The sequence below is a fragment of the Pseudomonas fluorescens genome, from assembly GCF_902497855.1.
GTDB lineage: Bacteria > Pseudomonadota > Gammaproteobacteria > Pseudomonadales > Pseudomonadaceae > Aquipseudomonas > Aquipseudomonas fluorescens_BI.
Genome location: NZ_CABVHU010000009.1, coordinates 183,799 through 197,576, shown reverse-complemented (window position 1 = coordinate 197,576; position 13,778 = coordinate 183,799). Strand labels below are relative to the sequence as shown.

10 protein-coding genes are annotated in these 13,778 nt (G+C 63.2%); 9 read left to right on the top strand and 1 reads right to left on the bottom strand.

Features of this window, described 5'->3' with window-relative positions:
- Nucleotides 1-186 precede the first annotated feature (186 nt).
- From F8N96_RS19175 to F8N96_RS19145, 7 genes are all read left to right on the top strand, one after another.
- Nucleotides 187-1,599 carry an amino acid permease gene (locus F8N96_RS19175; protein WP_150799124.1) on the top strand — a complete coding sequence of 471 codons (1,413 nt, stop codon included), beginning with the start codon at nucleotides 187-189 and terminating at the stop codon, nucleotides 1,597-1,599.
- Between the two features lie 370 nt (nucleotides 1,600-1,969).
- The gene (locus tag F8N96_RS19170) at nucleotides 1,970-2,761 is read left to right on the top strand and encodes an enoyl-CoA hydratase/isomerase family protein (protein WP_150799123.1); all 792 of its coding nucleotides are present in this window, start codon (nucleotides 1,970-1,972) and stop codon (nucleotides 2,759-2,761) included.
- Between the two features lie 64 nt (nucleotides 2,762-2,825).
- Nucleotides 2,826-3,986 carry an acyl-CoA dehydrogenase family protein gene (locus F8N96_RS19165; protein ID WP_150799122.1) on the top strand — a complete coding sequence of 387 codons (1,161 nt, stop codon included), beginning with the start codon at nucleotides 2,826-2,828 and terminating at the stop codon, nucleotides 3,984-3,986.
- Between the two features lie 18 nt (nucleotides 3,987-4,004).
- Nucleotides 4,005-6,104 carry an acetate--CoA ligase family protein gene (locus F8N96_RS19160; RefSeq protein ID WP_150799121.1) on the top strand — a complete coding sequence of 700 codons (2,100 nt, stop codon included), beginning with the start codon at nucleotides 4,005-4,007 and terminating at the stop codon, nucleotides 6,102-6,104.
- Between the two features lie 10 nt (nucleotides 6,105-6,114).
- Complete coding sequence (locus F8N96_RS19155) at nucleotides 6,115-7,728, top strand: 5-guanidino-2-oxopentanoate decarboxylase (protein WP_150799120.1); 1,614 nt, start codon at nucleotides 6,115-6,117, stop codon at nucleotides 7,726-7,728.
- Between the two features lie 23 nt (nucleotides 7,729-7,751).
- Nucleotides 7,752-8,942 (top strand): pyridoxal phosphate-dependent aminotransferase, encoded by a 1,191-nt coding sequence (locus F8N96_RS19150; RefSeq protein WP_150799119.1) that lies wholly within the window; start codon nucleotides 7,752-7,754, stop codon nucleotides 8,940-8,942.
- Nucleotides 8,935-10,350 carry an aldehyde dehydrogenase family protein gene (locus F8N96_RS19145; protein WP_150799118.1) on the top strand — a complete coding sequence of 472 codons (1,416 nt, stop codon included), beginning with the start codon at nucleotides 8,935-8,937 and terminating at the stop codon, nucleotides 10,348-10,350. The genes F8N96_RS19150 and F8N96_RS19145 overlap by 8 nt, the downstream gene beginning before the upstream one ends.
- An 81-nt stretch (nucleotides 10,351-10,431) precedes the next feature.
- On the opposite strand, the gene F8N96_RS19140 is transcribed toward F8N96_RS19145, so the two are convergent.
- Nucleotides 10,432-10,872: an Rrf2 family transcriptional regulator gene (locus F8N96_RS19140; protein WP_150799117.1), complete on the bottom strand. Its 441-nt coding sequence runs from the start codon at nucleotides 10,870-10,872 to the stop codon at nucleotides 10,432-10,434.
- A 176-nt stretch (nucleotides 10,873-11,048) separates the two neighbouring features.
- Between F8N96_RS19140 and F8N96_RS19135 the strand changes: the two genes are divergently transcribed.
- Nucleotides 11,049-12,650: an ABC transporter substrate-binding protein gene (locus F8N96_RS19135; protein WP_150799116.1), complete on the top strand. Its 1,602-nt coding sequence runs from the start codon at nucleotides 11,049-11,051 to the stop codon at nucleotides 12,648-12,650.
- Between the two features lie 167 nt (nucleotides 12,651-12,817).
- Nucleotides 12,818-13,777, top strand: a complete 960-nt coding sequence (locus tag F8N96_RS19125; RefSeq protein ID WP_150762867.1) for an ABC transporter permease — start codon at nucleotides 12,818-12,820, stop codon at nucleotides 13,775-13,777.
- The last annotated feature ends 1 nt before the right edge of the window (nucleotide 13,778 follow it).

Here is a 13,778-nt window from a genome sequence, read left to right as displayed (position 1 = left end):
CAACTTTGATCTTCAGGTTCAACGCGAACTTACATGGCCTTCCAATAATCGGCTCAACCGCGCCAGACGCGGTCTTCGAAGCTTATTGGAGATAATAATAATGAACTGCCGTAAAGCTGATCTTCCCCCGCGCAATGACCTCCTGTCATCCGCCGCGCACCTCGCCCAGTCTTGAGAGGTGAGGTCATGAGCGAATCTATCGAACGTAAAGGCATCCAACTGACCCGAGCCTTGAAAAGCCGGCACATTTTCATGCTGTCCCTGGGCGGGGTGATTGGCACCGGGCTGTTCATGGGCTCGGGCGTCACCATCAACCAGGGCGGTCCGATGGGGGCGGTCCTGGCTTACCTGGTGGCCGGCTTCCTGATGTACCTGGTGATGGTCTGCCTCGGCGAGCTGTCGGTGCAGATGCCGGTGTCCGGCTCGTTCCAGACCCATGCCACGAAGTACATCGGGCCCGCCACCGGTTTCATGATCGGCTGGGTGTACTGGATGAGCTGGGCGACCACGGTCGGCCTGGAATTCACCGCGGCGGGCATGTTGATGGTGCGCTGGTTCCCGGACATTCCTATCTGGTATTGGTCGGCGCTGTTTGTGGTGGTGCTGTTCGGTCTGAACGCCTTGGCCACTCGCGCCTTCGGTGAAGCGGAATACTGGTTCTCCGGGATCAAGGTGGCGGCGATCCTCGGTTTTATCGTCGTGGGGGTACTGGTGATTTTCGGCGCGATACCGCTGACCAGCGGCGCCCCGGCGCCGATGATGACCAACCTGATCGGCGACTCGCTGTTTCCCAACGGTCTGTCGGCGGTGTTCGCGGTGATGATGACCGTGGTCTATGCCTTTCAGGGCTGTGAAATCATGGGCGTTGCGGCCGGCGAAACCGACCAGCCGGAGAAGAGCATCCCCAAGGCGGTGCGCAACGTGGTGTTCCGGGTGCTGATCTTCTATGTGCTGGCCATCGTGGTGCTGTCGGCTATCGTCCCATGGCAGCAGGCCGGCTTGATGGAAAGTCCGTTCGTGCAGGTGTTCGACATGGTCGGCATCCCGTACGCCGCCGACTTGATGAACTTCGTGATCCTCACCGCGATTCTCTCGGTGGGCAACTCCGGCCTGTATGCCTCGACGCGGATCCTCTGGGCCATGTCGAAAACCGGCATGGCACCCAAAAGCCTCTCGCCCTTGAGTTCCCGCGGCGTGCCGTTGCGGGCGCTGAGCATCACCTTGTGCTTTGCCCTGGTGTCGCTGCTGACCAGCTTCGTGGCCGCCGACACCCTGTTCATGGTGCTGATGGCCGTCAGCGGCATGGCCGGTACCGTGACCTGGATCGTGATCGCGCTGGCGCAGTATAAATTCCGTCGCGCCTTCATCAGGGAAGGCGGCCAGCTCAGCGATCTGAAATACCGCGCACCCTGGTTCCCGTTCCTGCCGCTGCTGTGCATCGCCTTGTGCTGTTCGCTGTTCGTATTCCTGGCGCTGGACGAGACGCAGCGTCCGTCGCTGTATTGGGGGTTTGGTTTTATCGCCATTTGCTACGGCGCGTACTTCCTGACGAACCGTAAGCGCCAGGCGGATATGGCGCAGACGCTGCCAACGGTTTAAGCCGGCAAAACACTGTAGGAGCAGCCGGTCGCCCCCCTGTAGGAGCTGGCTTGCCAGCGAAGGCGGCGTGTCAGTCGACACATGTATTGGCTGATAGACCGCCTTCGCTGGCAAGCCAGCTCCTACACGGGATCTCTTCGACCTCAAGCCCCCGTACATAGCCCCCGTAGCCAGTTGTTCAAAGATGTAACAACTCTTTCGGCAAACATTCGAAATCTATAATTATTTCGTTTAAAAACAATAGGTTAGATAGTTTTTATGGCTGTTACAGGCTGCTTGGCCCCAGGATTGCCGTCTTACTGAACACTCGTTTAGTATGGTCGCCATGTCGCTCCCCCCTCATGCCAAACACAACAATTCGAGGACTCGTATGACTACTCAATCTTCTCTGCTCAGTCAGGTCGAAGCGGGTGTTGCCTGGATCACGCTCAACCGTGCCGCGCAACGCAACGCGCTGGACATTCCGACGCTCAAAAGCCTTCACGCCTTGCTCGACCAATACAACGTCGATCCGGCGGTGCGAGTGATCGTGCTGACCGGGACCGGTCGCAGTTTCTGTGCCGGTGCCGACCTCGCCGAATGGGCCAAAGCCGAGGCCCGCGGTGCGCTGGAAAGCTACGGCTGGACAGAAACCGCCCACGCCATGATGAGCCGCCTGTACAGCCTCGATAAGCCGACCATTGCCGCGATCAACGGCACCGCCGTCGGCGCCGGGATGGATTTGACCCTGTGCTGCGACTTGCGGGTTGCCGCGCAGTCCGCCCGGTTCAAGGCCGGTTACACCAGCATGGCCTACTCGCCGGACGCCGGTGCCAGCTGGCATCTGCCACGTCTGATCGGCACCGAGCAGGCCAAGCGCCTGCTGTTCCTCGATGAACTCTGGAGTGCCGATCGCGCCCTGGCGACCGGCCTGGTCAGCGAAGTCTGCGCCGATGAGCAACTGCCGGGCGTGGTGGGCGAACTGGCCGCGCGCCTGGCCAGCGGCCCGACCTTCGCCTTTGCCCAGACCAAGCAACTGATGCGTGAAGGCGCCCAGCGCAGCCTGCCGGAACAACTGAGCGCGGAACTCGCCGCCGGTTTGCTCTGTGGTCGCAGTCAAGATGGCGCCGAGGCCCTGCGCGCGGCGATGGAAAAACGTGCGCCTGCCTTTGTAGGTAAATAGGTTGGCCAATAAATACGCCAGCGCAGCCCTCGAATAAAACGATTATCGAAGAACAGGTAGCGTTATGAATTTCCAGCTGACACAAGAACAAGACATGTTGGTGGACGCGGTACGCAGTTTTGTCGCCAAGGAACTGCTGCCCCATGAAGAAGCGGTGGATCGCGCCGATGAAGTGTCCCCGGAACTCGCCGCACAGATTCGCGGCAAGGCGCTGGCGGCAGGTTTCTATGCCTTCAACATGCCTGAAGAAGTAGGCGGAGGCGGGCTCGACTACCTGTCCCAGGCATTGATCGAACGCGAACTGTCCAAGGTGTCGTGGGCCCTGCATGTGTTCGTCGCACGCCCCTCGAAAATCCTCATGGCCTGCACCGGCCAGCAGATTCAGGACTATCTGCTGCCGTGCATCCAGGGCGAAAAGATCGACTGCTTCGCCCTCACCGAACCGGGCGCCGGTTCCGATGCCAATGCGATCAAGACCCGTGCCGTACGCGACGGTGACGACTTTGTGTTGAACGGCAGCAAGCACTTCATCAGCCATGCCGGGCACGCCGATTTCGCGATTGTCTTCGCCGTGACCGACACCTACGAACACAACGGTCGCCAGCGCAACGCCGTCACCTCGTTCCTGGTCGACCGGGGCACGCCAGGCATGACGATCCGCCGCGGGCCCAAGTGCGTCAGCAACCGCGGTTATCACACCTACGAAATGTTCTTCGACGATTGCCGCGTCCCGGCTGCCAAAGTGCTCGGCGAAGTCGGCAAGGGCTGGGAAGTGGCCAACGCCTGGCTGACCGCCGGGCGGGTGATGGTCGCCGCCAACTGCGTCGGCCAGGCCCAGCGGGCGCTGGACGTTTCACTGCAATGGGCGGCGGATCGCAAGCAGTTCGGCCAACCCATCGGCACCTATCAAGGGGTGTCGTTCAAGCTGGCCGACATGGCCACGCAAATCCGCGCGGCGGAACTCTTGACCCTGCACACCGCCTGGAAAATGGATCAGGGCAGCATGACCGACGGCGAAGCCGGGATGGCCAAGTTGTTCGCCAGTGAAGTGCTCGGTCGCGTGGCCGACGAAGCGGTGCAGATTTTCGGCGGCATGGGCTTGATGGACGAAGGTCCGGTCGAGCGCATCTGGCGCAACGCCCGGATCGAGCGCATCTGGGAAGGCACCTCGGAGATCCAGCGTCACATTATTTCCCGCGAATTGCTGCGGCCGCTGCTGCGCTGATCAGGTCGGAGAACGGACATGTCCCAACAGATTCGCGACAACCTCAAACGCCTGCTCGCGCCGCGCCACCTGGCATTCATTGGCGGCCGGAGCATGGCCCGTGCGCTCAAGCGCTGTGCCGAGGGCGGTTATCAAGGCCAGATGTGGCTGGTCAACCCGCAGCACGACAGCCTCGAAGGCGTGCCCTGTGTGCGTAGCGTGGCAGCACTGCCCTGTGGCCCGGACGCGGTGTTCATCGCCACCAACCGCGAACTGACCTTGACCTGTGTCGCCGAACTGGCGGCCAGGGACGCGGGCGGGGCGATTTGCTACGCCTCGGGTTTCGCCGAGACCGGCGCGCAAGGCCAGGCCCTGCAAGACCAGTTGCTCAAGGCGGCCGGCGACATGGCCTTGCTCGGCCCCAACTGCTACGGCTTGCTCGATTACCTGCACAGCTCGGCCTTGTGGCCGGTCGCCCATGGCGGCAAGACCGTGGAGAAGGGCGTTGCGGTGCTGACCCAGAGCGGCAACTTTGCCTACAACCTGTCCATGAGTGACCGCTCGTTGCCAGTGGCCTATATGGCTTCGGTCGGCAACCAGGCGCAACTGGGCATCGCCGAGCTGATGGATGTGCTGCTCGACGAGCCGCGCGTCACCGCGATCGGCCTGCATCTGGAAGGCCTGAAAAATGTTCCAGGCTTTGCTCGTGCGGCACACAAGGCGCTGGAAAAAGGTATTCCGATCATCGCGCTGAAAACCGGGGTGTCGCAGATCGGCGCCGAACTGGCCCTCAGCCACACCAGCTCGCTGGCCGGTTCCGATGTGTTGTACGACAGCCTGTTCGAGCGCCTCGGGGTGATTCGCGTCAGTGGTCCGGTGAGTTTCGTCGAAACCCTGAAAGCCGCTGCCTGCGGCAATCTGCCGGCAGGCAACAGCCTGATCGCCCTGGCCTGTTCCGGTGGCGACGCCGGGTTGATCGCCGACTATGCCGAACGCAATGACTTGAGCCTGCCCAAGCTCGACGAAAGCCAGCGGGTCGAACTCGATCAGGTACTGCCCAGCTACGCTAACCTGGTCAACCCGCTGGATTTCACCACGGCGATCTGGGGTGACCGCGAAGCGCTGGACAAGATGCTCGACAGCGCCCTGCGCACCGCAGCCGACGCCGCCATCCTGGTGCTCGATTACCCCTCGGAGGCCACCGGCGAGCGCAAGGAATGTGACCTGCTGCTGGAGCTGTATTGCGATGCGTTGAGCCGTCACGGCAAGACCGGCTTTGTCACCTCGGCCTTCCCCGAACTGCTGCCGGCCAGTGCTCGCGAGCGACTGCATGCGCGCGGTGTTGCGGCATTGCAGGGCGTCGAGGATGGCTTGGCGGCGTGGGGGCGGATCGCCGGTTATCAGCGCAAGCGCCTGGCGCTGCTTGCACTCGGTGAGTCGGCGCTGGTGCCGCTGTGCCCGCCAGCGCTGGAAGGCGAGGGGCAACTGCTGGATGAATGGCAATCCAAGCAGGCCTTGCGCGCCTTTGGCCTGCCGATACCGCAAGGCGTGTTGAGCACGCCGGGCGAGGCGTTGCACGCGGCGAATTCGCTGGGTTATCCATTGGTACTCAAGGCGGTCAGCGCCGAGCTGCCGCACAAGACCGAAGCCGGTGCCGTGGCACTGAACCTGCGCGATCCGCAGGCCTTGAGCGACGCCCTGGAACAGATGCGCACACGGATCGCCGACTACGCACCGGGGGTGGCCTTCGATCAGGTGTTGCTAGAGCGCATGGCAACCCCGCCCTTGGCCGAGCTGATCGTGGGGATAAAGCGCGAAACCGGCTTCGGCCTGGCGCTGGTCATCGGCGCCGGGGGGATTCTGGTGGAGCTGCTCAAGGACAGCCGCAGCCTGCTGTTGCCCACCACTGACGGGGCCATTCGCAACGCGTTGTCGAGTCTGCGCAGCGCTGCCTTGCTGCAAGGGTTTCGCGGTCGCGAAGCCGCGGATCTGGAGGCGCTGGTGGCGGCGATCCGCGCTGTGGCGGACTACGCCTGTGAGAACGCCGGGCAGTTGCTCGAACTCGATGTGAACCCATTGTTGGTCGGTGCCCAAGGCACCACTGCGGTCGATGCGTTGATACGCCTCGGCCAAGCTTGAGGATCTGAGCATGCAAAGCAAAACCTTGACCGGCGGCCAGACCCTGGTGCGCCTGTTGGCCAATTACGACGTCGACACCGTGTTCGGCATTCCTGGCGTGCATACCCTGGAGCTGTATCGCGGCTTGCCCGGCAGTGGCATTCGCCATGTGCTGACCCGGCACGAGCAAGGGGCCGGTTTCATGGCCGACGGCTATGCGCGGGTCAGCGGCAAGCCGGGGGTGTGCTTCATCATCACCGGCCCCGGCGTGACCAATGCCGCGACCGCGATCGGCCAGGCGTACGCCGACTCGATCCCGATGCTGGTGATTTCCAGCGTCAACCATACAGCCAGTCTGGGCAAAGGCTGGGGCTGCCTGCACGAAACCCAGGATCAGCGCGCCATGACCGCGCCGATCACCGCGTTTTCGGCGGTGGCCTTGAGTGCCGAGGACTTGCCCGAGCTGATCGCCCGCGCTTACGCGGTATTCGACAGCGAACGGCCGCGTCCGGTGCATATTTCGGTGCCGCTGGATGTGCTGGCCGCGCCCGTCACGCGTGACTGGAGCAATGAGGTGGTGCGCCGTCCGGGACGCGGCCTGCCGGCGGCCGAGGCGCTGGATCAGGCGGTGGCAAAACTGCAGGCGGCACGCCGGCCGATGATCATCGCCGGCGGCGGCGCACTGAATGCCGCTCAGGCGCTCGAGGCCTTGAGCACGCGGCTGGCGGCGCCGTTTTTCAGCAGCGTCGCCGGCAAGGGCTTGTTGCCGCCGGATGCACCGCTGAATGCCGGGTCGACCCTGTGTGTGGAACCGGGTTGGGCGCTGATCGCCGAAGCCGACGTGGTGCTCGCGGTGGGCACCGAGATGGCCGACACCGATTACTGGCGTGAACGTCTACCGCTGAATGCCGAGCTGCTGCGGGTGGATATCGACTCGCGCAAGTTCAACGACTTCTATCCGTGCACGGTGGCCTTGCAGGGCGATGCGCGGCAAACCGTCGAGGCCTTGCTGGAGCGTCTGCCCGAATCCGCACGGGATGCGAGCGCTGCCATCCGAGCCGTCGAGACCTTGCGCAAAGCGGTCAAGGCCGGGCACGGCACCTTGCAGTCGATCCATCAGGCGATCCTCGACCGGGTTTCGGCCGAACTGCCGGACAACGCCTTTATCAGCAGCGACATGACTCAACTGGCCTACACCGGCAACTACGCCTTCAGCAGCAAGGCGCCGCGCAGTTGGCTGCACCCGACCGGCTACGGCACCTTGGGTTATGGCTTGCCAGCGGGTATCGGCGCCAAGTTCGGCGCGCCGGCCCGGCCCGGATTGGTGCTGGTCGGCGACGGCGGTTTTCTCTATACCGCGCAAGAACTGGCGACCGCCGTGGAAGAGCTGGACAGCCCGCTGGTGGTGCTGTTGTGGAACAACGAAGCCTTGGGCCAGATCCGCGACGACATGCTCGGCCTCGACATCGAACCGATTGGCGTGCTGCCGCGCAACCCGGATTTTGCCGCATTGGGCCGCGCCTTCGGTTGCACCGTGACGCAACCCCGCAGCCTCAACGAACTGCAAACCGACCTGCGTGCCGGCTTCAAGCGAAACGGCGTGACCCTGATCGAACTCAAGCACGCCTGTGCACTGGTCGGTTAAACCATCAACAAGGAACAACCCCTATGCGTTTTTCCGATCTGACCCAACGTGTCGCCGGTGACGGTGCCGCCGCCTGGGAGATTCATTACCGCGCCCTGGCGCTTCGGGAGCAGGGCAGGGACATTCTGTTGCTGTCGGTGGGCGACCCGGATTTCGATACCCCGGTGCCGATCGTGCAGGCGGCCATCGATAGCCTGCAGGCGGGCAATACCCACTACGCCGAAGTGCGCGGCAAGCGTGCCCTGCGCGAGAGCATCGCCAAACGCCATCGGCAACGCAGCGGCCAACCGGTCGATGCCGACCAGGTGGTGGTGCTGGCCGGCGCGCAATGTGCGCTGTTCAGCGTCGCCCAGTGCGTGCTCAATCCCGGTGATGAAGTGATAGTCGCCGAGCCGATGTACGTCACCTATGAAGCCGTGTTCGGTGCCTGCGGCGCGGTGGTGATTCCGGTGCCGGTGCGCTCCGAGAACGGCTTCCGGGTGTTGCCTGAGGACGTTGCCGCACGCATTACCCCGCGTACTCGCGCGTTGGCGCTCAACAGCCCGCACAACCCGTCCGGCGCCAGCCTGCCGCGCACCACCTGGCAGGCGCTGGCCGAGCTGTGCATCGCCCATGACCTGTGGCTGATTTCCGACGAGGTCTACAGCGAACTGTTGTTCGAAGGCGAGCACGTCAGCCCGGCCAGTCTGCCCGGCATGGCCGAGCGCACCGCGACCCTCAACAGCCTGTCGAAATCCCACGCCATGACCGGCTGGCGCGTCGGCTGGGTGGTCGCGCCACCGTCACTCGCCGGGCATCTGGAAAACCTCGCGCTGTGCATGCTCTACGGCTCCCCGGATTTTATTCAGGACGCCGCGGTCGTCGCGCTGGAGACCCAACTGCCGGAACTCGAGGCCATGCGCCAGGCCTATCGCCAGCGCCGGGACCTGGTCTGCGAATGCCTGGCCGACTGCCCAGGCGTGCGCGCCCTGAAGCCCGATGGCGGGATGTTCGTGATGGTCGACATCCGCGAAACCGGGCTCAGTGCCCAGGCCTTCGCCGACCGCCTGCTGGATCGACACGGCGTCTCGGTGCTGGCCGGTGAAGCGTTCGGCCCGAGTGCCGCCGGGCATATTCGCCTCGGGCTGGTAGTGGGCACCGAACACCTGCGCGACGCCTGCCAGCGGATTGTCCGCTGCGCCAATGAATTGATGGAGGGACGGGGCGATGCGTAATTACAGCAGGCTGTTTGTGGATGGCGCCTGGCAGCGACCTTCCGGCCAGGGCCTGGCCGAGGTGATCAACCCGGCCACTGAACAGGTCGCAGGCTCAGTGCCGCTGGGCGACGAGCGTGACGTTGATCGCGCCGTGGCCGCGGCCCGACGGGCCTTTGGGTCATGGTCGCGAACCTCGTCCAGCGTCCGCGCGGCTTACATCCGAGCACTGGTCGAGCAGCTGCGGGCGCGGGCGGACGAAATGGCCCAGGTGATCACCGCCGAACTCGGCATGCCGGTGCAGTGGTGTCGCTCGGTGCAGGTCGAGGGGCCGATCGCCGGGCTGGAACACTACGTCGAAATTGCCGGGTTGATGGATGAGGTGCGCGAGGTCGGCAACTCCCTGGTGATTCGCGAGCCGGTGGGTGTCTGTGCCTTCATCAATCCGTGGAATTACCCGCTGCACCAGTTGATCGGCAAACTCGCGCCGGCATTGGCGGCTGGCTGCACGGTGGTGGTCAAGCCGAGCCAGGAAACCCCGCTGCATGCCTTCCTGCTGGCGGAAATGATCGAGGCCATCGGTCTGCCGGCCGGGGTGTTCAACCTGGTCAGCGGGCCCGGTTCCAAGGTCGGTGAAGCCTTGGCCCGACACCCGGATGTCGACATGATCTCGTTCACCGGCTCCACCGGCGCCGGCGTCCGCGTGGCCCAGGCGGCAGCGCCTTCGGTCAAGCGGGTTTGCCTGGAACTGGGCGGCAAGTCGCCGTTGCTGATCGGCGAGGATGCCGATCTGGCGGCGGCGGTGCGCTACGGCGTGCAGGATGTGATGATCAACTCCGGACAGACCTGCACCGCCTTGACCCGCATGCTGCTGCCCGCCAGCCGTTATGCCGAGGCGCTGGAGCTGGCCCTGGCAGAGACGCAAAGCCTGCGCATGGGCGATCCGCTCGACCCGCAGAGTTTCCTTGGCCCGATGTGCTCGGCCGCGCAACGGCGGACCGTGTGCGACTACATTCAAGTCGGTCGGCAGGAGGGCGCGCGGTTGCTGTGTGGCGGTGAAACTGCCGACGAGTTCGAGCGCGGGTTCTACCTCAAGCCAACGCTGTTTGCCGACGTCGACAATCGGATGCGCATCGCCCAGGAAGAAATCTTCGGCCCGGTGCTGTGCCTGATTCCCTATGCGGATGAAGCCCAGGCCATCCACATCGCCAACGACTCGCCGTTCGGCCTGTCCAGCGGCGTGTGGGCCGGTAGCGCCGAGCGTGGACTCGGGCTGGCGCGGCAGCTGCGCGCCGGGCAGTGCTTTATCAACGGTGCGGCGTTCAACTATCGGGCGCCGTTTGGCGGCTACAAACAGTCAGGCAATGGTCGCGAGTGGGGTGAAGAAGGGCTGGCCGAGTTTGTCGAAGTGAAAGCGATGCAGCTGTGATATCGCCATGAGCGCGCGCGGGCCGCAGGCGCCGCGCTGCGCGTAAACCGCGCACACTCCTGCGCGCCTGCACAAGCCAAATCAGGCGCTATCGCGATTTTCCAACGGGGTATCGAAGGCCACGAACAATTGGTCGGCGGTGATGTTTCCAAGATCCAGGCGCATGTTGTTTTCCAGCATGGCGAACAGCCGGGTGAACACGTCGAAGACCTTGCAATGGTCTTCCATGCCGGAGAACGGGTTGTCGATTTTCTCGGCGATCAGCGAGCTTTCCTGCACCGCGTCATAGACCTCGCGCAAGGTGATTTCATTCGCGGGCCTGGCCAGGGTCAGCCCGCCCTTGGCGCCGCGATAGGACTTGAGAATGTCGGCCTTGACCATCTGCGACACCAGATTGCGCACCCGCGTCGGGTGGGTCTTGACCCACTTGGCAATGGTTTCGGTGCGCAGCTTCTGCGGTGCGTTGGCGGCAACGAACGACAGGATGTAAGAAGCGGTGATCAAGCGGGTCGACTGGCTCATGAGGCGAAAGGCTCCCTGTAAAAACCGGATTATTCCATCAATGAAAAATACCCGTCAGGGCATGGAATTTACGTTGTGAAGTCGTTAATGTATTTGTTACGGTAACAATTACGAATACTAGCAGCTTCGGTAGGACCTTCGAATCATTTTCTCTGCTACTGATCAGGGGCAATGCAATGAGCGATAACAAAAACAAGATTACTCAAGCAATTCATGACTGCAATCTTCCCCGGCGGGATTTCCTCAAAGGCAGCGCCGCCGCCGGCCTGGTGGCCGCTGCGTTTTCCATGGGCCTGCCGTTCGGAGCCTTTGCCCAGGAAACCACGCCCAAGCCGGGCGGTGTGCTGCGCCTTGGCCTGGCGGGTGGCAGCACCACCGATTCGCTGGACCCGGGCTCATGGAGCGATACGTTCACTTTCGTCGGCTTCTCGGCGGTGTACAACACCCTGAGCGAAATTGCCGTGGATGGCACCGCGATTCCCGAACTCGCCGAGCGCTGGGAATCGTCGCCGGATGCGCGGATCTGGACCTTCAAACTGCGCCAGGGCGTGACCTTCCACAACGGCAAGAGCCTGACCGTCGAAGACGTCGTGGCGTCGTTCAATCACCACCTGGGCGAGAAATCCACCTCGGCGGCCAAGACTGTCCTCGGGGATGTCGCCCAAGTGCGCGCACAGGGCACCGATACGGTGGTCTTCGAATTGCATTCGGGTAACGCCGACTTCGCCTATGTGGTGGCCGATTACCACCTGGTGATCATGCCGAGCAAGGACGGCGTTGCCGATTGGCGAGCGGGGGCAGGCACCGGCGGTTATCGCCTCAAGGCATTCGATCCGGGCGTGCGCATGGCACTGGAACGCAGCCCCGATTACTGGAAACCCGGCCGGGCGCATTTCGCCAGCGCCGAGTTGATCGGCATTGCCGACGGTGCGGCGCGGATCAATGCGCTGGTCACCGGGCAGGTCGATGTGATCAACAAGGTCGACCTGAAAACCGTGGCGCTGCTCAAGCGCAACCCGAACATGGTGATCGAAGAAACCAAGGGCGCGCAGCACTACACCTTCCCGATGCTGTGCGACAGCCAGGACTTCAAGAACAACGACATCCGCCTGGCGATGAAGTACGCCATCAACCGTGAAACCCTGCTGGCCTCGGTGCTGCACGGCTATGGTCTGGTCGGTAACGATCATCCGATCCAGCCCGGCAGCCGCTTCATCAATACGGCGCTGGAGCAGCGCAGTTATGACCCGGACAAGTCGCGTTTCCACCTGCGCAAGGCCGGCGTCGAGTCGCTCAAGGTGCGCCTGCAAGCGTCCGACGCCGCTTATACCGGCGCGGTGGATGCCTCGGTGTTGTTCAAGGAGCAGGCGCGCCAGGCGGGGATCGACATCGACGTGGTGCGCGAGCCGGCGGACGGTTTCTTCTCCAACGTCTGGATGAAGCAACCCTTCACCACCTCGTTCTGGTACAGCAGCCTGACCGCCGACCGTATGTTCAGCATCGGTTACGCCAAAGGCGCTGCCTGGAACGAAACCCACTGGGACAACGGGCGCTTCAACCAGTTGCTGAACGCCGCCCGCGGCGAGATGAACGACCCGCTGCGCCGCGAGATGTACAACGAAATGCAGGCGCTGTGCCGTGACGATGGCGGGGCGATTGTGCCGTTGTTCGCCAGCTCCGTGGCCGCCCGCTCGAAACGCGTCAGTCATGGCGAACTCACCGCACCCTACGGCGAACTGGATGGGCTGCGCGTGATCGAGCGTTGGTGGCAGGCGTAATCGGGATAGTTAAAACAGTGAAGATCAACTGTGGGAGCGAGCCTGCTCGCGAATGCGGTGTGTCAAACAACATCAATGTTGACCGTGATGACGCATTCGCGAGCAGGCTCGCTCCCACAGTAGTTGTGGTGGTCTTCACTAAAGTGCCCAATTCAAGGAACTGCACGATGAATAGTATTTTCAAGTTGCTGTTGCAGCGCCTGGCCCTGGGCCTGTTGTCGCTGTTTGCGGTGTCGGTGATTATTTTTCTGGCGGTCGGCATGCTGCCGGGCGATATCGCCCAGGCCATGCTCGGGCAGTCGGCGACGGCCGAAACCGTGGCGGCCTTCCGTGCCCAGCTGGGGCTGGATTTGCCGCCGTTGACCCGCTTCGCGCAGTGGATCTGGCAGCTGCTGCAAGGTGACCTCGGCGTCTCGCTGGCGAACCAGCGGCCGATCGCCGAGCTGATCGGCACGCGGTTGGGCAATACGCTCAGTCTGGCGGCCTTGGCGGCATTGGTGTCGGTGCCGTTGGCGCTGGTGCTGGGGATGCTCGCGGCCTTGTATCGCAATAGCTGGTTCGACCGCCTGCTCAACACCTCGGCACTGAGTGCGGTGTCGTTCCCGGAATTCTTCGTCGCCTACCTGTTGATTCTGCTGTTTTCGGTGAAGCTCGGCTGGTTCCCGAGCATCTCCAACCTGGCGCCGGATGCGTCCTTTGGCACGGTGCTGGAACGCTCGGTGCTGCCGGTGGCGACCCTGAGCCTGGTGGTGATCGCGCAGATGATGCGCATGACGCGTGCGTCCCTGATCAACCTGCTGGCCAGCCCCTATATCGAAATGGCCCGGCTCAAGGGCATCAGTCAGTCGCGGATTATCTTCCGGCATGCCTTGCCCAACGCCCTGGCGCCGATCGTCAACGTGGTGGCCTTGAACCTCGCGTACCTGGTGGTGGGCGTGGTGGTGGTCGAGGTGGTGTTCGTCTACCCGGGGCTTGGCCAGTTGCTGGTGGACTCGGTGGCCAAGCGCGACATTCCGGTGGTGCAGGCCTGCAGCCTGATTTTTGCCGCGACCTACATCCTGCTCAATACCACGGCCGATGTGCTGTCCATCGCCAGCAATCCACGCCTGATGCATCCGAAGGGGTAGA